14 protein-coding genes are annotated in these 22,014 nt (G+C 41.9%); 10 read left to right on the top strand and 4 right to left on the bottom strand.

All coding sequences use genetic code 11. From position 1 onward, the window contains the following. Positions 1 to 3 precede the first annotated feature (3 nt). The gene (locus tag Q4575_RS04590; RefSeq protein ID WP_303521458.1) at positions 4 to 1,503 is read right to left on the bottom strand and encodes an MFS transporter; all 1,500 of its coding nucleotides are present in this window, start codon (positions 1,501 to 1,503) and stop codon (positions 4 to 6) included. Between the two features lie 450 nt (positions 1,504 to 1,953). On the opposite strand from Q4575_RS04590, the gene Q4575_RS04585 reads away from it, so the two are divergent. After that, complete coding sequence (locus Q4575_RS04585) at positions 1,954 to 3,177, top strand: DNA-binding transcriptional regulator (RefSeq protein ID WP_215964318.1); 1,224 nt, start codon at positions 1,954 to 1,956, stop codon at positions 3,175 to 3,177. Positions 3,178 to 3,299: 122 nt separating this feature from the next. Here Q4575_RS04585 and Q4575_RS04580 read toward each other — a convergent pair whose 3' ends face one another. The 3 genes from Q4575_RS04580 to Q4575_RS04570 all read right to left on the bottom strand — a co-directional run bounded on the left by Q4575_RS04580 (position 3,300) and on the right by Q4575_RS04570 (position 8,045). Beyond that, positions 3,300 to 4,298: a Gfo/Idh/MocA family protein gene (locus tag Q4575_RS04580; RefSeq protein WP_303521457.1), complete on the bottom strand. Its 999-nt coding sequence runs from the start codon at positions 4,296 to 4,298 to the stop codon at positions 3,300 to 3,302. Positions 4,299 to 4,300: 2 nt separating this feature from the next. Next, entirely contained in the window at positions 4,301 to 6,478 is a 2,178-nt protein-coding gene (locus Q4575_RS04575; protein WP_303521456.1) for an alpha-glucuronidase family glycosyl hydrolase, read from the bottom strand. Positions 6,479 to 6,587: 109 nt separating this feature from the next. Then, entirely contained in the window at positions 6,588 to 8,045 is a 1,458-nt protein-coding gene (locus Q4575_RS04570; protein WP_303521455.1) for a mannitol dehydrogenase family protein, read from the bottom strand. A 195-nt stretch (positions 8,046 to 8,240) separates the two neighbouring features. On the opposite strand from Q4575_RS04570, the gene Q4575_RS04565 reads away from it, so the two are divergent. From Q4575_RS04565 to Q4575_RS04525, 9 genes are all read left to right on the top strand, one after another. Then, entirely contained in the window at positions 8,241 to 10,205 is a 1,965-nt protein-coding gene (locus Q4575_RS04565; protein WP_303521454.1) for a sialate O-acetylesterase, read from the top strand. 155 nt (positions 10,206 to 10,360) lie between these two features. Further along, on the top strand, positions 10,361 to 13,141 hold the full coding sequence (locus tag Q4575_RS04560; RefSeq protein WP_303521453.1) for an endo-1,4-beta-xylanase: 2,781 nt from the start codon (positions 10,361 to 10,363) through the stop codon (positions 13,139 to 13,141). Between the two features lies 1 nt (position 13,142). Further along, positions 13,143 to 16,025 (top strand): glycosyl hydrolase 115 family protein, encoded by a 2,883-nt coding sequence (locus Q4575_RS04555; RefSeq protein WP_303521452.1) that lies wholly within the window; start codon positions 13,143 to 13,145, stop codon positions 16,023 to 16,025. A gap of 6 nt (positions 16,026 to 16,031) precedes the next feature. Further along, complete coding sequence (locus Q4575_RS04550) at positions 16,032 to 16,994, top strand: C4-dicarboxylate TRAP transporter substrate-binding protein (RefSeq protein ID WP_303521451.1); 963 nt, start codon at positions 16,032 to 16,034, stop codon at positions 16,992 to 16,994. Positions 16,995 to 17,054: 60 nt separating this feature from the next. Beyond that, a complete protein-coding gene (locus Q4575_RS04545) occupies positions 17,055 to 17,618 on the top strand; it encodes a TRAP transporter small permease (protein WP_303521450.1) in 564 nt (187 codons plus the stop codon). Continuing rightward, a complete protein-coding gene (locus Q4575_RS04540; protein WP_215964327.1) occupies positions 17,615 to 18,889 on the top strand; it encodes a TRAP transporter large permease in 1,275 nt (424 codons plus the stop codon). The genes Q4575_RS04545 and Q4575_RS04540 overlap by 4 nt, the downstream gene beginning before the upstream one ends. Positions 18,890 to 18,926: 37 nt before the next feature. Continuing rightward, the gene (manD, locus tag Q4575_RS04535; RefSeq protein WP_215964328.1) at positions 18,927 to 20,135 is read left to right on the top strand and encodes a D-mannonate dehydratase ManD; all 1,209 of its coding nucleotides are present in this window, start codon (positions 18,927 to 18,929) and stop codon (positions 20,133 to 20,135) included. 134 nt (positions 20,136 to 20,269) lie between these two features. Next, positions 20,270 to 21,250, top strand: coding sequence for an aldo/keto reductase (locus Q4575_RS04530; RefSeq protein ID WP_303521449.1), 981 nt, complete (start codon positions 20,270 to 20,272; stop codon positions 21,248 to 21,250). A gap of 290 nt (positions 21,251 to 21,540) precedes the next feature. After that, positions 21,541 to 21,951 (top strand): hypothetical protein, encoded by a 411-nt coding sequence (locus Q4575_RS04525; RefSeq protein ID WP_303521448.1) that lies wholly within the window; start codon positions 21,541 to 21,543, stop codon positions 21,949 to 21,951. Positions 21,952 to 22,014 lie beyond the last annotated feature (63 nt).

The following is a 22,014-nucleotide window of genomic DNA, read 5'->3' as shown; positions in this document are numbered from 1 at the left end:
GTATTAATTTCTAGATTTTCTTAAATCCGCTTCGATTTGCAGTTCCATTTTTTTGTTTATCTCATAAAAGAATAAACTTGCGCAGCCAATCAAAAATGGCACAGCGGCGTAGATGCTAACGGCAAACTTAATGCCCTCGATTGTCTCTGCTGTTTGGGTCACCAGCTCGGCGTTATAATGGTAACTTGCTAAAATACCGGCGACTAAAGACCCGCCAATTGCGAGGCCAGACTTGAGTCCAAATAACATTGCGGAAAAGACAATGGCTGTAGCTCGGCGACTGTTTTTCCATTCAGAGTAATCTGCAACGTCGGCAATCATTGCCCAAAGGATAGGGGTTGTGATCCCGTAGAAGAAACCGTGGAATATTTGCGTGCCAAACATTAAGGCAACGGATTCAGGCTCATAGAAATAGAACATCATGACAAAAAGAGTCGATATAAATAATGCGCCGGCAAATACGTCTCGTTTACCAAATTTGTCTGCCAGTGGTTTGGAGAAGCCGATACCAATAATCATAAAGATAATGCCACAGGCATTAAATATACTGTTGCCTGATATCGCGACATCTTTAGGCCATAAGAACTCAACAAATCCCATGCTAGTGAGCATGCTATTTAGGCGACTAATAAAGCTGTTGAAACCGATGTCTTGTTGGAATTGAGCAAGGTGACTTTCGCTGACATAATTTTGGAAGTAGTAAATGTACATTCCGCCTTTAAGCGCGAGCGTGACAAACACCAAAATAGTAAGCGTTAACATAACCACCCAAGGTTTGTTTTTCACTAAATCAATGAGGTCTTGCTTAATTGTAGACTTCTGCTCAGCTTTGGTTATCACGCGTTCTTTTGTCGTGAAGAAGGTAATAAGAAAGAAAACAATGCCCACGAGTGCAAACATGGTCATGGTATTTTCAAATCCAACGGCTTTATCGCCGTCACCCATAATTAGAACAAGAGGCAATAACATTACTTGGATGAGAAATTGAGCGACCATAACAGCGACAAATCGATAAGAAGACATGCTGTTTCTTTCAGACATGTTGCCCGTAATAACACCGCTTAAGGCGGCATAAGGCAGATTGTTTGCAGAATAGATGATAACTAGCCCGACATAGGTCACTAAGGCGTAAATCATTTTACCCTGAGGGCCAATGTCTGGTGTACTAAAGGCTAAAATGGCCATTAAACCAAAAGGTAAAGATGTCCATAATATCCAGGGTCTATAACGTCCCCAGCGTGTACTGGTTCGATCGGCAATTACGCCCATGATTGGGCTAAAGAAAGCACCAACCATACCGCCCACAAAAATTATGAAGGTCGCGGTTTCTGCTGGTATTTTATATACATCAGTATAGAAAAACGCTATAAAAGTGACAAATGTCTGGAATATCAAGTTGGCAGCAAGATCGCCCAAGCTGTATCCAACTTTTTCTGTGACGGATAGCTTTTCCATCGCCAAGTCTGGTTTATTCAAATTTGCAGTATCGAGTTCTGTTGTCATAGTCTTATAATTCTTCTTATTTTTTTGTCATTCTAATGCTTTCAAGGCGTTTGAGTATTGTGAATTTAAATTTTGTTATTATCATTTGTTACGATTAACGCAAAAAAACAATAACGTATTATGCTTTTTCTGAATCCACAAACACTAATGCTTGCGGGCGTTTAGTGGGTTTGTTCAGCCATCGGTGGTTTTGAGTTTACTTAAGTAAATCGTGTGTAAACCCTTTTGTTGCCAGGGAGACTCACATCATAACTTTCTCAAAACGCACTAATTTATAACATGTTCCACAGCTAAGTATTTAACTCGCCCATCTACGAATTAAATGTAAAACAAATAAAACGTAATTCTGATTATGAAATTTCTTATACGAATATTTTTATTAATTCGTATAAGATGAATTTAAGTAGTAACGTTATAAATAGAGAGTTTTAAACCAAAGGGGTGGGCGATATGTTTGAAAATAAACATAGTATTACGCTGTTATTAAACGCGAGTAAAACATACGACCGAAAAGTGATTGAAGGAATAGGTCATTATCTACAAGCATCTAAAACGGATTGGGACTTATATTTGGAAGAAGATTTCCTAGCACGCTTCGATAATATTGATGAGTGGGGGGGAGACGGCATCATTGCTGACTTTGACAATCCGGAAATTCAAGAAGCACTCATGAAGACCACAGTTCCGGTTGTTGGCGTGGGTGGCTCTTATAGCAATCCAGACGATTATCCAGATGTGCCGTATGTCGCTACCGATAACTATGAACTGGTGAATACCGCTTATCAGCACTTAAGACAAAAGGGCATAGAACGTTTTGCTTTTTATGGCACACCAAAAGACGAACATCATCGTTGGTCCGAAGAGCGTGAAAAAGCCATTATTAGTATTTGCAAAGCGGATGGTTACGATTGCCAAGTTTATCGTGGGCATCCTATTAAGCCTGAAACCTGGCAAGATACCATTAAGCGTTTGTCAGATTGGCTACAGTCTTTACCAACACCTATAGGCATTATTGCCGTTACTGATGCTCGTGCCAGGCATTTGTTGCAGGTTTGCGATCATACTGGGATGTTAGTGCCTGATAAATTATGTGTCATTGGTATCGATGATGACGAAATTGCTCGATTTCTTAGTCGTGTAACACTTAGTTCGGTGAGCCAAGGTTGTTTTGAAATGGGCTTTCAAGCCGCCAAAAAATTACATCGTTTACTCAACGGCCAAAAGTGTTCAACTAAACCCCACTTAGTGCCGCCAGCTGGTATTTTAGAACGCCAGTCTACGGACTTTAAGGCGATTAAAGATACGCATGTCATGCAGGCGATGCATTTCATTCGTCAAAAGGCGTGTCGTGGAATTAAAGTTGATCAGGTTTTAGATTACGTGGGAATTTCTCGTTCTAATTTAGAGCAACGGTTTAAAGAGGAACGTGGGCATAGTATTCATAATGAAATTCATCATGAAAAGCTGAGAAAAGCCTGCAGTATGTTAAAAAATACTAGCCAAACAACCAGTGAAATTGCCAGTGTTTGTGGTTACCCATCATTGCAATATATGTATGCGATATTCAAAAAGCACTTTAATAAAACGCCGCGTGAATATCGTGATGATGCAAAAGGCGTCGTCAGCGAACCCGACAATTTAGATATTAGTGATATTAAATTAGAAGATGAGTAAGTTGGCGCACACTTTCTTTTAAGCCCTTGCTTTACTGCTTTTTGATGAGCTAATGTGGTCCTTGTTGAAATATTATTGATATTTTTAATATCTCAACAAGGATTTATATTTTTAGTCACAGCTTATAGCACGACCCAATTTTGTTTCTTATCGCTGGCAAATATTCCGTCAATTACTTTCATGTTCGCTAGCGCATCAGTTAATGGCGTTGGAGTGGCTAATTTGTTATTTACTGCATTTGCTAATGCATCCACTTGAAATACATATTGATCACAATTTTCTACTTTATGGACAGTTTTAACTTGATCATGACGCACTGTTAGTTCGGCTTGGCAATCGTCTGGTTGATAAAACGGATATTCAATTGTTAAGCTTCCGGTTTCACCAACTATGTAAACCCGTTGACTCGACTCACTTTGGGTTGAACAGAAGAAAGAGGTTTTGACATCCCCAAAGTCCAAAATGGCATTGGCATGTTTATCAACGCCAAAGTTAGTATCCATAACTAATGATCCCATGACTTTTTTAGGTTCTTTCCCTAATAAAAAGCGGGTTGCGGAAATGCAATAGCAGCCGATATCCATCATCCCGCCACCACCTATGTTTGGCATGTTTCTAACGTTTTCTGGGTCAACGTTGTGAAAGGTAAATGCCGCATCAATTGTATGCACTGTTCCGATTTCACCAGCCTCGATGAGTTGTTTAGCAAGTGTCCATTGGGGATGAAAACGGTACATAAACGCTTCCATAATTTTTAACTGTGGATGTTTATCTGCAACTGCAATTAACTGCTCGACTTCGGCCACATCTAAGCCAATTGGCTTTTCACACAATACATGTTTACCAGCCTCTATGGCCTTAATGGTCCAAGGGACATGTAAGTGGTTTGGCAGTGGGTTATAGATAATATCTATACTTGGATCGTCAAGTAACGCTTGATAGCTCCCAAACGCATTTGGAATATTTGTTTCCTGAGCAAATTTTTCAGCTTGCGCTAAATTACGAGAGGCAACGCCATAAACCATCGATGAATTTGAGGCATGAATTGCAGGGATTAGTTTGCCTTTAGCGATATTGGCGGTACTTAGAATACCCCACTTTAGTTTTTTTGAATTAGTCATAACTAGCCTTGTCCTGGTGCGTATGGAAATGTTAACGATTTGAAATAGTCTAACGACTTGTCTGGTTTACTTAACCCATTAGGTAGTGGGCGTTTTGAATAGGTTTGAAAATAAAGCACACAGGCGTCACGCCACCATTTTGCTTCTTCAACTTGAATTTCAAGTGCCATCTTAACCTGATTAAACTGATGAGGGGCGATATGGTTTTTTTGTGCTAGCCAGTCTTTTTCCATCTGTTCGGTAGCGACGACACCTCGATAGTAATGTTTTACGAGCTCATTCCAAAGTGTATCGCCAGATGGCATGGTGTAATCCCACGGTAAATGATGGAACCAAAGTAAAAGCGGTTGCGGTGTTTTAGCTGGGTCTTCAAACCTTGTTTGCCAATATGTTGCATATTGTGACACGGCGTTAGTGCCTTTACTGGTTCTATCTAATCCAATGCCGTAGTCATCCGCTCGGTGGTAATAAACCGGATTCCAATCGTCACGGCCCAAATTATCTACCCATGGGCCTGGTCCATAGTGATGGCCAGTGTCCATTAAATGATGCAGCCCTAAAGGTGTCATGTAGTTAACGATATTTTCACGGGACCTCATCATCATGTTGGTGATGCTATTAACACTGCTCTGTTCTTGAGTCAGTGTCATCTTTATCCAGTCCTGCGCTATTTCGTCGGCAGTTAAATCATGGTCCCAGGCCAAACGGCCATAGGCATACCAATTTGCCTGGCCAAAAATATGACCAGTCCAGTTTCTGTCGCTGCCAATGTTGGCAACACCGGCGATGGCTGTAATATTTTTATTAACTAACGTGCCGTCGATGATTTTAGCTACTGTAGAGCCTATACCTTTAACTCTTGTATCGGCGTCGAGCACTTCTTTATATAACGTTGCTAAGTACGCTAAATGGGTACTAAATCCGAGGTATTCCTGGGTAATTTGAAATTCCATTGCTAGCGGTGTTTTTGGCATTGCGCCAAACATTGGACTAAAAGGCTCTCTAGGTTGAAAATCAATCGGGCCATTTTTGACTTGGATACTTACGTTTTTTTCAAATTGACCATCTAACGGCACAAACTCATTGTAGGCTTGCAGAGAGCGTTCTGTTTTTTCTTCATGTGAATAAACAAAAGCACGCCAGATAACATTGCCGCCATAAGGTTGCAGTGCTTTAGCAAGCATATTCGCCCCTTGAGCATGTGTGCGCCCGTAATCGCCTGGCCCCGGTTGACCTTCTGAATTTGCTTTTACCAAAAAACCACCAAAGTCTGGAATTAGCTTGTATATTTCAGCTGCTTTCCCTTGCCACCATTTTTGTACGTTAGGGTCTATAGGATCCGACGTGGACAAATTACCAATCTGCTGCGGCGAGCTAAATTTAATTGAAAGGTAGATTTTGATGCCATAAGGGCGAAATATATCAGCAAGTGAACGTACTTTTTCAAGCCAAGCTGGCGTTAGAATTAACGAGTTTGCATTAACATTGTTGACGACAGTGCCGTTAATACCAATAGACGCATTGGCCCTAGCATAGTCGAAATAACGTTGTTCTTTGTATTGCGGTAATTTATGCCAGTCCCAAATCGACTCTCCTGCATATCCGCGTTCGGTATGCCTATCGAGGTCGTCCCAGTGATTAAGCATTCTTAAGGCAATTTTAGGTGACTCAACAATGTTAACATCCGAAAGCGGTTTGCCCGTTTGCATTAACTGAATTAATCGGTAGGTGCCATATAGTAGACCAATATCAGATTTAGCCGTGACTAAAACATGTTGATTTTGCTTTTGGTCTGTTACGGTTTTAATGATAAAACCTTCGTTGTTTATCATCTTTAAACTGTGATCTAATTTATAGTTATGACGCAACGTTGAGTTAGCTTTTGAAATGATTAATCCGTTGCTCTGCGGAACATTCGTCGACCAGTTAATTGAATTTCCCAATAGTGTAGGTAGGGCCTTTTTTAGCTCACGGTCTATAATACTGATGGTGTCGGATTGCCCTACAAGTTGCACATTGGCAATCTGGCGCAAATATAATAAGCGTTGTGTGTCATTTTCGATGAAAGTGTAGTTTAACCACAAGCGATAACCGTCATCGCCTTGGTCATATTCATTACTCCATGCTTTGCCACTGACGACGCAGTAAAAAAACAACAATAAAACGGTTATAACTTTCATGTTTGGGCTCCAAAATTGAGGGGTATTACGTCAAGTTGTCCGTAGACTGTGTCTTGAATTCCTTTGTTGTATAGGTAACTCGCTGAAAAGTCGTAATATTGGTAAGGCATTAGTTTGTACTTACTAAAGAAGACAATATCGCAGCGGGGACTTGGCATAACGTCCGATAGGCTTGGGTCACTTGGGCAATAAAGTCGGGCTCGTCGGCGACACCTGAAAACAATTCGAGTGCCATAAAATGCGCAACATCTTGTTCTGCACTATCACAACAATAAGAGCTTATGGCTAATAATTGATGATTTAGTGGGTCTATCAACTCACTCTTGTTGCGAGATTTAATAATGACAAAGCGCATCCAAGCCGCGACAGCAAAACAGCAACTTTTGATCGGGATTCGATGTTTTATGTTGTGCACAATAATTGGCAATATTCGTACCTGCAGTTTTTGTGAACCATCCCAGGCTATTTGTGACAACAGATGTTTGATTGCCGGATTACGGTAACGTTGTAAAATTGCGCAACAATAAGACTCGTAGTTCATTTCCTTAGGGATGACTAACGAAGGTTTGATCTCGGTTTTTAGCATGTTGGAGATGAATGTATGCAGCACTTCATTGTTGATCGCGCTGTATACCGTTTCGATATCGAGCAAGTGGCCTAGATAGGCAAGTGTTGAATGTGTGGCATTGAGCACTCTGAGTTTGGCGTTTTCGTACCCTGCAATGTCGTGCGTAAATGTCACACCGACGTCGCCCCAGGCTGGAATATCATCGGGTAATATGTCTTCGATTACCCACTGGGTAAAGGTTTCACGTTTAATTGGCCAATTGTCTTTGTAACCAAACTGTTGTTCGATTTGCACCGCCATGTCGGTGTCAGTTGCCGGGGTAATAGAGTCAACCATAGTGCGGGGGCAAATTACAGCGGTCTGAATTATGTCGGCCAATGTTGTATCGACAAGTTGTGCATAGTTAACCAAGGCGGCTTTTAGTTTGACGCCGTTATCATTTAAATTGTCACAACTAATGACGGTTAAGGGGGAGGTGTTTTGCTGGTGGCGTATTTTACAGGCAAGGAATAACAAACCAATTGCCGACTCAGGACGTTCAGCGTTTAACAAATCTCGTTTAATTATGGGATGATTACAGTCCAAACGACCTTTGGCGTCAAGGCAATAGCCCTTTTCTGTAATTGTTAACGTCACTATTTTTGTGGTTGCGTCCGTGAGACGAGAGACAACTTGACTGAAATCTTCCTGTAACGCGAGAACCTCTTTGACCGAGCCAATAATTGAATATTGTGTAGTGTTATCCTGCTCAACTAAGGTGTATAAACCCTGCTGTGGTTCTAACTGTTGTTTAACGCGATTACTATTTAATGCAATAGCACAAATACCCCAGTTTCCAGCTTTTACATTAAGTGCTTGTTGAGTATACCAAGCCTGATGTGCTCTGAAAAAAGCGCCAGGACCTAAATGTACAATACCAATTTGGGTTTGTTGTCGGTCGAATTTTGGTTTTAGGATGTCTTTGCTAAGACGATCCAAATTGTTTTGGGTTAACTGCATTACATTTAAATTCTTATTATTATGTTGATATAAGCGGTTTCAGCATTTTTGTTTGCCTATAAACAATATCAAATAAAAAACCGTAAAGCTCAACACTAAATAAAATCATAACTTTGTTGTGGTTTTAGATAATAATCTTATGGCTAAAAGTGATTACAATCGTGGCTTGTTTGTCGATTCCTAGAGGTTGTCTTTATGTTTAATTTAATCAGCAGAGCATTAGGCTGTTGCGCTTTTTTGCTATTTTTTAGTGCGTCGGCAATCGCAAATATAAGTCTACCTCGGTTGATTGGTGATGGGGTTGTTCTGCAAAGAGACAGTAACAATCTACTATGGGGATGGGCGGATAATCACGAACAAGTTTCAGTAAGTTTAGACGGCAAATTGATAGGCACAGTCACCGCCTTAAACCAAAAGTGGTCGATAAATTTACCACCTCAAATCGCTGGTAGTGACCACAAAATCGTTATTAGTGGGCATAATACATTAACAATAAGGGATGTTTCGTTTGGTGATGTGTGGCTAGCCTCTGGGCAGTCAAACATGGAATTGACCATGGCGCGAGTTAAAGTCAAATACCCCGAAGAGTTTACTTTAAGCCAATACCCAAATATCCGCTTATTTAAAGTCCCACGAAAATATGATTTTGCGCAGGCTCAAGATGACGTTACATCGGGGTCGTGGCAGCGTGTAGATAGCTCAAACTTAGGACAGTTTCCTGCGGTCAGCTATTTTTTTGGAACCCGTCTCGCAGAAAATCACCAGATCCCGATTGGCATTATAAATAGTAGTTATGGTGGCTCGCCAGCGGAAGCTTGGCTTAGTGAATCGGCCCTAGAGCAGTTTCCACATTACCTCGATATCATTAACAAATACCGTCAAGAAAATTATCTCGCTAATTTGATAGCCAGCGATCATAAACGGAATGACGATTGGTACAACCAACTAAACGCTCAAGATTTAGGGCTGAAACCCAATGACAAAAACCTGACTTGGTCTGACCGCGACTATGACGCTTCGATGTGGCAAACCACGGTTTTACCGTCATTTTGGCAAGACAAAGGCATTGACACAAAAAATGGTGTGGTGTGGTTTAGAAAGGAATTTGAATTATCCAAAGCTGAAACCAACCTACCTGCGAAACTGATTTTGGGTCGTATTGTTGACGCTGACACTGCATTTATCAACGGTCGGAAAGTAGGTAATACCACTTACCAGTATCCACCGCGTCGATATAGCGTTGATAAAAACATTTTGAAGGCGGGTAAAAATGTGGTGGTGGTTCGAGTGATTAGCAGTGCCGGAAAGGGCGGGTTTGTTAGTGATAAACCTTATCAGCTCAATGTTGGAAGTCGGACAATTGATCTAAATGGTCCATGGCGCTATCGAGTTGGAGCAGAGTCGTTACCACTTGCGGGTCCTAGTTTTCAGGAATATAAACAGCCACTTGGTTTTTTCAATGCGATGTTATCGCCTATTTTGAAGACCAAGATCAAAGGTGCAATTTGGTATCAAGGTGAATCAAATACTGACCGACCAACTGAATACGCAACTTTATTCCCTGCCATGATCCGAGATTGGCGCAAACAGTTTCAACAGGGTAATTTCCCCTTTATTTTTGTTCAGTTAGCTAACTTTATGGCAGAAAACAATAAACCTGTAGAAAGCCAATGGGCAGAAACTCGAGAAGCGCAACGATTGGCATTGGCCGAGCCGAACACGGCAATGGCAGTGACGATTGATATCGGTGAATGGAATGACATTCACCCGTTGAATAAAAAAGACGTTGGTGAACGATTGTTCCTTGCGGCTCAAAAGCTGGCTTATGGCAACAATGAAGTAGTGTACTCAGGTCCAGAAATAAGCAAGGGTAAAGTGGTCGACAATCACGTTTGGCTGAGTTTTAAGTTGTTTGGTAGCAAACTAGCGATTCGAAATAAAGCCAACGAGAACGCCCATTTATTGGGATTCAGTCTCGCAGGAAACGATGGTAAGTTTGTGTGGGCCAATGCCACTATTGTCGGAGACAAAATAAAAGTGTGGAGCAACCAAATCAGCAACCCTGTAACGGTCCGCTATGGGTGGGCAAATAATCCAGTCAAGGCGAATTTAATTAATGTTCATGGGCTGCCTGCGTCGCCATTTCAGCTTTCCATTTGAAGAAGAACTTTGAAATAACCGACTGAGTTATTTTTGTTGTAAGCGTTTACAAATAGGTAAATTTCATAACTTAAATATGACAAGCAATAAAAGCACGGAATTTGGATAGGTAGTAGTCTCAAGAAATACTAGCCTAAATAATAATAAAAATAATTATGCTCAAATTAGCCCAAATACCGTCAAATCGCTTTATTATATCAACATTAGCAAGTGTGCTACTTATGGGGTGTAGCCCCGCAATCACAAACGTCCCAAACGAATCCCAGGTTCTAAAATCGAATGTTTTTTCCATCGATTCAGTCCCTCCGCTTAAATCGTTAGTCGACTTCCCTGTTGGGGTTGCTGTCCCTGCAGATCCATATGCTCATAGTTTATTAATCAGTTCTGAACGCCAAGAAGTCGTTGAAACTCACTTTAATAGTCTGACCGCTGAAAATATTATGAAAATGATGTTTTTGCAGCCCGAGCCAAACAAGTTTGCTTTCACCCATGCCGATGCTTTGGTTGAATATGCACACCAAAAAAATATGATAATGCATGGCCATGCGCTGGTTTGGCACACGCAATCTCCGAAATGGATGAACGATTATCAAGGTTCAAAAGACGATTTCAAAGCACTGTTAAAAAATCATATTTCGACTGTTGCTGGCCATTTTGCTGGAAAACTAGCGAGCTGGGACGTGGTAAACGAAGCTTTTTTAGATGACGGCACAGCGAGTAACCCAACAAAATACCGAGAAACTATTTGGTATAACAATATTGGTCCTGAGTATTTGGAAATGGCCTTTAGGTTAGCAAGAGAAGCTGACTCTGAAGTCGATTTATATTACAACGATTACAATTTAGTAAATAATGACAGCAAAATAGACCGTGTGGTCAAAATGCTAGAAGACTTTCAGCAACGCAATGTGCCAATTGATGGCATAGGCTTTCAAGTCCATATAGATACCGACACTCCAAGCATAAAAAATATCAAAGAGGCATTTTCAAAAGTCGTAAAACGAGGGGTTAAGGTTAGAGTTTCGGAGCTGGACATTGCTGTAAACCAATCGGAACAATATTCGGAGTTAACCGAAGAAGTCTCGACGTTACAACGCCAACGGTACGCTGAAGTGGTTGATGCCTATATGGATGTGGTTCCTGAACATTTACGAGGAGGTATAACGCTTTGGGGGATCAGCGATAGCGATAGTTGGATCCCAGGGTTTAGAAAACGCGCAGATTGGCCTTTATTATTTAATGAGAAGTTTCAAAATAAACCTGCACTTGTTGGCATGGCTGAAGGGTTAACCGGCCAAACGCCAAACCCCAAAACCGTCGAATTTGATTGGTTTGAATACCAAGGTATGGATGAAATATTTTCTGAACCTATGCCGGAAGGGCAATATCAAAACCCTGTTATTTCTGGTTTTTTCCCGGACCCGAGCATCACACGTAAAGGGGACGACTATTACATTGCTGTATCTTCTTTTGCCTACAACCCTGGTGTACCAATTCTGCATAGTCGCGATCTAGTGAATTGGAAGCTTGTGGGTCATGCGTTAACTAATCAAAAGCAACTCGACTTAAGAGGTAATCAAGTATCGCAGGGGGTTTACGCACCGACAATCCGTTATCATGACGGATTATTTTATATGATCACAACTGCGGTATATGGTGGCGGAAACTTTTTTGTCACAGCCGAAGATCCTGCGGGTGAGTGGTCAGAACCTTATTGGTTACCGGAAATTGGTGGGATTGACCCAGACATATTTTTTGACGACGACGGGAAAGTTTACATCGCGCACAATGATGCACCTGTTGGTGAACCTTTATATGAAGGTCACCGGGCAATTTGGATGTGGGAATATGACCTAGCTGCTAAAAAAGTCATCAAAGACTCAGGCCGAGTTATTGTAAATGGCGGCGTCGACTTAGCAAAACAACCGATTTGGATTGAAGCACCACACATATACAAAATAGATGGTTGGTATTATTTGATGTGTGCTGAAGGTGGTACTGCGGATCAGCATTCAGAAGTTGTGTTTCGAGCGAAAAACATAAACGACCCATTTATTCCATATTCTGGTAATCCGATTTTAACTCAGCGTGACTTAGCTGATGATCGAATAAACCCAATTACAACGGCAGGCCACGCCGACTTAGTGCAAACGCCACAAGGCGACTGGTGGGCGATATTTTTGGCAACTCGTGCTTATGATCAACGGTTTTATAACACGGGGCGCGAGTCATTTTTATTACCCGTAACCTGGAATAATGGCTGGCCACATATTCTTGAACAAGGCAAAGCAATTCCGCACCGCTTACCTAAACCCGCCATTAACAATTCCCTTGATATTGATGAAAAACAAACGGGCAATTTTATCTGGCGTGATGAATTTGACGGTCAAAAACTGAATGTAAATTGGAATACATTACGCAGTTTTTATAGTGGATGGTATGAGTTAGCCGATGGCAAAATGAACATCACACCTGCGCCAATTGATTTAACGTCATTAAAGCAGCCGGTTTTTTTGAGTCGTCGCCAGCAGCATATGACTTATCAAGTCACAACAGGCTTAGCGCTCCCTCAATCTACAGATATTTCAGCTGGGTTAGTGGCATTTCAAAACGAGTTTTACCATTATTATTTGGGAGTTAAAAAGATCGGCGATGGCAAATTTCAACTATTTTTGGAAAGAACAAAGGATAAAAACGCTTCTGAACCAAGAAAGATAATCAAGCAAGTTGAAATCAGCGCTAAAAACGACCAGCAACTCGTTTTAGAAATAAGTGGTGACAAGGCTGATATCAGCTTTGCATACCAAATTGCGGATGGTGAAAAAATAACGTTAGCGGCGAACTTGGATGGCAAAATACTTAGTACTGCGATTGCTCAGGGGTTTGTCGGCACTATGTTAGGCATCCATAGTCGAATCGAAAGTACGGATAAGTAGGATGAAATCGTTTTCTATTATTGGTAATACAATAGTCGCGTTATTCATCTGCATCTTATCGACTTCGATAAGCCAGGCAAATGACGGCGATTATGTCCTCTTTAACTCGTTGAATGCGGACTTTGGCATTGTTCAAAACGATAGGGTTGCTGATATCTACGTTGATAAAAGTGACCATAAGGGCGTATTACGAGCAGTAAACAATCTGCAAGCTGATATAAAAAAGGTGACGGGGAAGCTCGCCACAGTTTCAAATTCAAATCATACGCCTGATAACGCTGCACTTATCATTGTCGGTACGATTGGCCGCAGCGCTTTAATCGACCAACTTGTCCGCACTCAAAAGCTGGATATTGAAAGCTTACAAGGTCAATGGGAGGCGTTTCGAATTGAGGTTATTGATAACCCGTTTCCTCAATCACACCCATCAACAAAAAAAGCATTAGTCATCGTTGGGAGTGATAAGCGGGGAACAACCTTTGGGGTTTATGATTTAGCAGAAAAAATTGGCGTTTCACCATGGTATTGGTGGGCTGATGTGCCCGTTAAACAAAGTAAGCAGCTATATGTCAAACATAATACGTACTATCAAACTCAGCCTAAAATAAAGTACCGAGGCATTTTTCTTAATGACGAGGCCCCGGCGCTGACTAATTGGGTTAAGGCCAAATTTGGTGAATATAACCATCAATTTTACCAACACATCTTCGACTTATTATTGCGACTAAAAGCCAATTTTCTTTGGCCTGCAATGTGGAACAATGCCTTTAGTGATGACGATCCTTTAAATATGGTGTTAGCCGACGAATACGGCATTGTCATGAGCAATTCTCACCATGAACCCATGTTGTGCGCTGATAAAGAGTGGGATCGTCGTGGCACAGGCAAATGGGATTACGACGTTAACGCCGAAAATCTATATCAATTTTGGCAAAAGTGCGCCGAGCGCAATAAGCCGTTTGAAAGCATTTATACCTTAGGTATGCGTGGTCAACACGATACGCCAATGAGTGAAAATGAGAATATTGAGTTATTAGAACACATCGTGGCGGACCAGCGAACGATTCTCTCAAATGTCTTTAAAGACAGGGAGGTAAGTGACGTACCGCAGGTTTGGACGCTTTATAAAGAAGTGCAAAGTTATTACGAAAAGGGCATGCGTGTGCCTGACGATGTTACCTTACTTTGGTCAGACGATAATTGGGGCAATATACGCCGATTACCAACGCCGCAGGAGCGCAAGCGAAAAGGCGGGGCAGGGGTGTATTATCATTTTGACTATGTTGGCGGTCCACGTTCTTATCGCTGGATAAATACAACACCTATTGCAAAAATTTGGGAGCAAATGGCGCTCGCTTACCAGTTTGACGCAAAACAAATCTGGCTCACTAATGTTGGCGACTTAAAGCCGATGGAATACCCAACGGATTTCTTCCTTACCTATGCGTGGGATCCCGAGGCAATACCAAAAGAAAAATTAGCAGAATATACTCATGAATGGGTGAAACAGCAGTTTGGTGATAAATATGCGACCCAAATAGCAAGTATTTTGACGACATACACCCGTCATAATGGTCGTAGAAAACCAGAACTCATGGATGTCACTACGTATAGTCAGTTTAATTACAATGAAGCCGACCGAATTTCGGTTGAATTATCCGATGCGGTAGACCTAGCTGAGCGCATAAATAATACGTTATCTGACGATAAAAAATCGGCTTATTTCCAATTGGTTTTGCATCCAATAAAAGCAACGGCGAATCTTTATGAGCTATACAATAACGTCGCTAAAAATAGGTTGTACGCCAGCCAAGGGCGCGCCAGCGCAAATAAATATGCGGCGGCTGCCCAAAAAAACTTTGAAACAGATGCCGCTTTAAAAGCAACTTACCATCAATTAAATAATGGTCGCTGGGCGCATTTTATGGATCAAACTCATATTGGTTATACCCATTGGAATAATCCACCAGCAGACGTAATGCCCTGGTTGGCAACAAGCTCGCCTGCTAATGTTTCTGACATGGGGGTTGCTGTAGAAGGCACTGCCAATGTTTGGCCTCATATCGACCGATTAGTGCTAGACCAATTCAGTCCGTTTGGGCAAAAACAGCGTTACATTGATGTTTTTAATAAGGGGTTAATGCCATTTGAGTTTAGCGCGACAGCCAGCAAAACATGGGTAACGTTAAGTCATAACAAGGGGTTGTTAACAAACGATACACGCATTTTAGTAGGTGTTGATTGGGCAAAAGCTCCTAAAGGTGAGTTAAGTGCAACGGTATTTATCAAAGGCACCGGTTGGGGCGGTGCGACTGTTAACATCAGTGCATTTAATCCAGGCAATACTGTGGTGCGCGGATTTGTCGAAGCGGACGGTTATGTTGCTTTAGAAGCCGTTAGTGCACAGGCACTTGGTTCTACTGATAATGCAAGTTGGCAAGAGATCCCGTTCCATGGACGCACGCAATCGTCGATGTCAGCAATGTCAAAAAATATTGACCAAAGCATTCAAAATTATAAAGACGCGCCTTACCTAGAATATGATTTATTTCTATTTAACCAAGGGGCCGTGGAGATCCAAACCTTAGTCGCGCCGAGTCTAAACTTTGTGCCTACACGTGGTTTAAGATTCGCCATCGGATTTGATGATGAAGAGCCAATAATGGTTGATGTCTTAGAGAATAGTAAGCAAAACGATTGGCAGGAGTCTGTTAAAAATGGTGTGCGCTATGCGGTGAGTCATCACAATGTAAAACAGCCGGGAGCGCATAAGCTACGGATTTATATGGTGGATATTGGAGTCGTTATCCAAAAAGTCATTGTAAATACTGGCGGACTTAAAAAGAGCTATTTAGGCCCAGAGCAGAGCATGTGGGTGGACTAATTTAAAATGAAACTACTCATTTTCATCCTCGTCACTTTAGTTTTTATTCGTCCAGTTTATGGGGTTGTAAATGAGCTAAATGTGATCACTTCGCTTAGTAGCTCTGATCCTATGTATCAAGGTTTGCTCAAGTTCAAACAGGGCGTTGAAACAGCAACAAATAAAGACATTATTGTTAGGATTTTTGTAGGGTCACAACTTGGCAGCGACAACGATATATTAGAACAGGCGCGTGCTGGAGCGAACGTTGCGGTTCTGGTCGACGGTGGCCGGTTGGCAATTTATCAAAATGAAATGGGCATATTAGGTGCCCCTTATTTGGCTAGTGGGCTGGCGGAGGTCAAAAAAATTGTTACCTCAACAGTCTTTAACGCTTGGGCTGCGCAACTTAGTCAAAACGCGGGGTTAAAGGTATTGTCTTTTAACTGGTGGCAGGGCGAACGGCACTTGTTAACACACAAAGAAATTAACCATCCAGATGACTTGATTGGCGTTAGAATACGTACCATTGGCGCCCCCGTTTGGCTAGAGACAATCCGTGCGCTCGGTGCTACGCCTACGCCTTTAGGTTGGACTGAAGTGTATAGCGCATTGCAACAAAAGGTCATTGACGGTGCCGAAGCTCAACATCCGGGCACATGGGGTTCGCGTCTTTATGAAGTTATCACCTACATCACTAAAACAGCTCATATCAACCTAATATCGGGCCTTGTGGGCAGCGCAACTTGGTTCGACAAACTTTCGATAGCACATCAATTGATAGTCACTGAACAAGCGTTTTTAGCAGGGGAATTTGCCTCGCAACTCAACTTTGATTTATTAGCCGAATACGAAACAAAAATGCGCGATTATGGCGTTGTGATCCATGAAGTAGATACACGCGCATTTATCGAAGCGACCAATAAAACCTATGACGTACTTGGTTATACCGAACTTAGAGCAAAGCTTAAGTTGAGTTTAAAACAATGAAATTATACTTAATCGAATGCTTCTCAATTAAAAACCATGCAATTGGCGCAGGGTCAGTTGATGAGTGACAAGTTAGTTCAGTTTGAACAAAGATTAGCTGCGAGTTTATTGGTTGCGATTGTGCTGTTGGTTTTTTCGGCTGCTGTGATGCGTTCATTTGGCGCACCAATTATATGGTCGGTTGATTTTGCGCAACTGTTTTTTGCGTGGCTTGCCATGCTGGGTGCGGACCAAGCACTGCGCAATTTTGAACACGTTGGGGTTGACCTATTTGTTCGGCATCTGAGTTGGCAACACAGGGTGAAACTCGATTTAGTGTTGTTCAGTTTGATGTTTATCGGTTTAGTCATATTGCTTATTTTTGGGCTTAAACTGGTACTGTTAAATCCACAACGCGAACTTGGTACAACGGGATTATCATATTCTTTGGTGACATTGGCTTTACCTGTTGGCGCCTTATTAATGCTAAATACAGTGCAACAGCAATGGCGAGCGTTATTTAGGTTGAAGCACGGAATACTGGCTAACATCAATTCAGATGGTGTTAAGCTACCAAGTTACCTGCTCAGTGAGTTAGAAGACGAACAAAAAGCTAACCTCGGACAAATGGGTGTAAATAAATGATCCTATTAGCGATATTTATTCTTTTACTCATTGTCGGCATGCCCTTGTCATTTAGTTTGTTATTGACCGGATTGGGCTATTTTACACTATCTGAACATATACCAATTCTCGTTGGGGTTCAGCGTATTGTTGCAGCGAGTCAGAGCTTTCCCTTACTTGCCATACCGTTTTTTATCCTCGCCGGGCAGGTGATGAATAAGTCAGGAATTACCCGCAGACTTATTTCGTTTTCAAACTTGCTGGTGGCTTGGATCACCGGCGGTTTAGCCCACGTAACAATTGTACTCAGCGCATTAATGGGAGGCGTGTCTGGTTCGGCAATCGCCGACGCCGCCATGCAATCAAGAATTCTGGGTAAACCTATGATTGATTCTGGGTTTAGTAATGGCTTTAGCAGCGCGATTATCGCGATAAGCGCTTTAATTACAGCGACTTTACCACCGAGCATTGGCCTTATTCTTTATGGTTTTGTTGGTAACGTATCAATTGGTAAGTTATTTATTGCTGGCATAGTACCTGGCATATTACTGACCATGATCCTAATGTTGACCGTATACATAGTCGCAAAAAAACGAGGCTACACGCCGGAGTCGAGTCAAAAACCAAGTGGTAAAGAAATTTGGCATGCCATGAAGGATTGTAAATGGGCACTGATTTTTCCGCTAATTTTAGTGGTCACAATACGTTTTGGTATCTTCACGCCCTCTGAAGCCGGGGCTTTTGCAGTTATCTACGCGGTATTAGTGGGCTGGCTGGCGTATGATGAAATTACCTTATCGAGTATCAAAAACGCACTTGTTGAAAGTGTTTCTGACATCGGCATGATCATGTCGATTATTCTATTTTCGGGGATGATTGGCTACCTCTTTGCTTATGAACAATTGCCGGTTGACCTCGCCACAGCGATAACTCAAGTCACTGAAAACCCTGGAATCGTACTATTGCTGTGCCTCGTATTATTGTTTGTTGTCGGCATGATAATGGAAGGCACAGTAACCGTATTACTCCTTACCCCTATTTTAGTGCCAATGATCCAATCAGTTGGTATCGACCCAGTGCATTTTGGTATTTTGATGTTGCTCATGGTGTCATTTGGCGGTACGACTCCCCCTGTAGGAATAGCGATGTATACCGTATGCGGCATTTTAAAATGTCCGACCGATGACTATGTGAAAGAAGCGATGCCGTTTTTCAGTGCGGTACTGGTGTTAATTGCGTTGTTAGCAATCTTTCCAGAAGTCGTTCTATTTTTACCTAATTTATTTTTCTAAGTTAGTGGCAAACTAAATTTAACCAGAGGAAAACGTTGTGAAAATTATAGATGCAAAAGTCATCGTTTGCAGTCCAGGACGTAATTTTGTGACCCTCAAAATTATCACAGACGAAGGCTTGTATGGGGTGGGTGACGCAACCTTGAATGGGCGAGAAAAAGCCGTTGTTTCTTACCTTGAAGATTATGTTATTCCAATGTTAATCGGCCGAGATCCTCAGCGAATTGAAGACATATGGCAGTATTTATATCGAGGCGTGTATTGGCGTCGTGGCCCCATTGGCATGACGGCAATAGCGGCGGTAGATACTGCTCTGTGGGATATTAAAGCGAAAGCCGCCAATATGCCTTTGTATCAGCTGCTCGGTGGTCGAAGCCGGGATAAAATCATGGTGTATACCCATGCCAACGGTCTTGATCTCGGATCAACCCTTGAGCAAGTGGGAAAAGCCATAGATCAAGGATACAAAGCGGTTCGTGTGCAATCTGGGATCCCAGGCGTGGCAGGGACTTATGGGGTTTCTAAAAACAACAAGAAGTACGAACCCGCAGACTCAGACTTACCTACGGAAGATACGTGGTCGACAGAAAAGTATTTAAACTATGCACCTAAGTTGTTTGCCGAGGTGCGAAAGCAGTTTGGTGATGATATTCATCTTCTGCACGATGTGCATCACAGATTAACGCCCATCGAAGCGGCGCGATTAGGTAAAGAGTTAGAACCTTACCACCTGTTTTGGATGGAAGATCCGGTTCCGGCTGAAAACCAAGAAAGTTTCAAATTGATCCGTCACCACACAACGACCCCTATTGCGGTTGGTGAAGTCTTTAATTCAATTCATGACTGCAGAGAGCTTATTCAAAACCAATTGATTGATTATATTCGAACTACCGTTGTGCACGCCGGTGGTATTTCGCAGCTAAAACGTATCGCCGACTTTGCCAGTTTGTTTCATGTTAAAACAGGGTGTCACGGGGCGACCGATCTTTCGCCAATTTGCATGGCTGCGGCATTGCATTTTGATTATTCGGTAGCAAATTTTGGTATTCAAGAACATATGGCCCACAGTGAAAAAATGGAATCGGTATTCACCCGAGATTACCGTTACGTTGATGGCTATTTTACTCCAGGGGAGGCGATTGGGCACGGCGCTGATATCGACGAATCAATTGCCAAAAAATACCCATATAAACGTGCTTGTCTGCCGGTAAATCGCCTTGAAGATGGGACATTATGGAATTGGTAACAAGTCAATAGAACAGTTGGTTTTAGGTACAAGGTCGGGTATTTAGCGGCCAAACAAGGAGCTTTATACCAATTAAATACGAACATAAATACGACGTTAATAATATTAAAAACACATTAGATGGGCCACACATTATGAAAAAAAGAACGTTAGGAAAAACCGGTTTTGAAGTTTCTGAGATAGGTTTAGGCTGTTGGCAGTTAGGCAATGACTTTGGCCCGGTTGAGGATAGTGAAGCAAAGGCAATATTGGATTCGGCTGCTGAGCAGGGAATTAACTTGTTTGATACTGCCGATGTTTACGGCGGTGGGGTCAGCGAACAACGCATTGGGGATTGGCTAAAAACCCAAAAAACTAAACCCGTGGTGATCACTAAAGTTGGTCGCGGTGGTGACTTGTTTCCGGATGGGTATAACAAAAACAGCGTACGAAAAAGCCTAGAAGGTTCAAAAGCTCGATTAGGTGTTGAGTCCCTTGATTTGGTGCAATTGCACTGCATTCCCCCGGAGATGTTAAAAACCGGTGAGATATTTAGTTGGATGGAAGCGTTTCAACAGGAAGGGTTGATCACACATTACGGCGCAAGTGTTGAAACCATTGAAGATGCTTTAGTCTGTTGTCAGTCCGATAGTTTAGCAACGTTGCAGATCATTTTTAACATCTTTAGACAAGACGCTGTTGATAAGTTACTGCCTATAGCCGAGCAGAAGAATATCGGCATTATTGCCCGTTTGCCATTAGCGAGTGGCTTATTAAGTGGACGGATGCAAAAAAATCGTACTTTTTCAGCCCAGGATCACCGTAACTACAACAGTGACGGCGCCGCATTTAATGTTGGTGAAACCTTCAATGGTCTGCCATTTGAACTTGGTGTTGATTTAGCTGACCAAGTGAAAACCATGCTCCCAAGTGACATGAATTTGCTGCAGTGCTCGCTGCGATGGTTGTTAGACCAACCTCAAGTCAGTACGGTTATTTCGGGCGCGAGCTCGTCACAGCAAGTGATTAGTAATGCGTTAACTAGTGACTTGCCACCATTGTCACAAGTACTAAGCGCTAAGTTACAAACGTTTTATCAAGAGCAAGTTAGACAGCACATTCGCGGTGAAATATAACGAGTTCATCAGGGGGAATAGTCGTCCTTTTGTTAATGACAACTGAAAAGGTTAAACCGGTGTTTTTGTTATTTTCACTTTAATAGTGATATCGATTTCTTTTGACTAGAAAGCAATACTATATTGAACATTAACGAACCTATTGCGGATTAGCTTATTACACCGTAAATTAATCATTAACAAAAAAGCAAAACCAGCGATTAACATCAGTGATAGGTGTGCTTTTAATTGAGGGTGAAGTTAGAGATGCCCACTTAGTAACAGTTAAAAACGAAAGGATGATCCACCAAATGAAACTAAAAAATACGTTATTGCTGATGGCCTTCACTTCATCATTTGTTAGCAGTGCTGCGCAGACACCACGAGAAAGATCGTTGTCTCAAGAACTTACTCAGGCCGTTTTGGAAATAAATGCTGAAGGGCCAAAATTACTTGATACAGAAACCAGGCTAGATTCAGCTGCCACATTTAGAAACTTCATTATTTACAATAATACTATGGTTAATTACACGGCGGCACAATTAGATGTCACGTTATTAAACCCAATTATTCAAGAAGCCGTAATTAATACTTTATGCGCGAATAAAGGGTTAGAGAGTTTTATTGGTCTAGGCGTTATTATGGTTTATCGCTACCATGGTAAAAATGGTCAGTATATTACTGAGTTGTCAAAAGACATGGCGACCTGCAAATCATCGTAGCAATCAAGTCTGTTCCTAAAACTAACTGCTGTAATAAATGTCCGAAATCAGTTTCAAAACCGG

Source organism: Psychrosphaera sp. 1_MG-2023, assembly GCF_030548245.1.
In the GTDB taxonomy this organism is placed as follows: domain Bacteria; phylum Pseudomonadota; class Gammaproteobacteria; order Enterobacterales; family Alteromonadaceae; genus Psychrosphaera; species Psychrosphaera algicola.
The sequence above is the reverse complement of the archived record's forward strand: the minus strand, read 5'-3'. Positions and strand labels throughout refer to the sequence as shown.

Coding starts and splice junctions, on each gene's coding strand:
- Q4575_RS04540 (WP_215964327.1), top strand. CDS start 17,615: ATGATCCTATTAGCGATATTTATTCTTTTACTCATTGTCGGCATGCCC.
- Q4575_RS04525 (WP_303521448.1), top strand. CDS start 21,541: ATGAAACTAAAAAATACGTTATTGCTGATGGCCTTCACTTCATCATTT.
- Q4575_RS04545 (WP_303521450.1), top strand. CDS start 17,055: ATGAGTGACAAGTTAGTTCAGTTTGAACAAAGATTAGCTGCGAGTTTA.
- Q4575_RS04585 (WP_215964318.1), top strand. CDS start 1,954: ATGTTTGAAAATAAACATAGTATTACGCTGTTATTAAACGCGAGTAAA.
- Q4575_RS04575 (WP_303521456.1), bottom strand. CDS start 6,478: ATGAAAGTTATAACCGTTTTATTGTTGTTTTTTTACTGCGTCGTCAGT.
- Q4575_RS04560 (WP_303521453.1), top strand. CDS start 10,361: ATGCTCAAATTAGCCCAAATACCGTCAAATCGCTTTATTATATCAACA.
- Q4575_RS04550 (WP_303521451.1), top strand. CDS start 16,032: ATGAAACTACTCATTTTCATCCTCGTCACTTTAGTTTTTATTCGTCCA.
- Q4575_RS04530 (WP_303521449.1), top strand. CDS start 20,270: ATGAAAAAAAGAACGTTAGGAAAAACCGGTTTTGAAGTTTCTGAGATA.
- Q4575_RS04580 (WP_303521457.1), bottom strand. CDS start 4,298: ATGACTAATTCAAAAAAACTAAAGTGGGGTATTCTAAGTACCGCCAAT.
- Q4575_RS04555 (WP_303521452.1), top strand. CDS start 13,143: ATGAAATCGTTTTCTATTATTGGTAATACAATAGTCGCGTTATTCATC.
- Q4575_RS04565 (WP_303521454.1), top strand. CDS start 8,241: ATGTTTAATTTAATCAGCAGAGCATTAGGCTGTTGCGCTTTTTTGCTA.
- Q4575_RS04590 (WP_303521458.1), bottom strand. CDS start 1,503: ATGACAACAGAACTCGATACTGCAAATTTGAATAAACCAGACTTGGCG.
- Q4575_RS04570 (WP_303521455.1), bottom strand. CDS start 8,045: ATGCAGTTAACCCAAAACAATTTGGATCGTCTTAGCAAAGACATCCTA.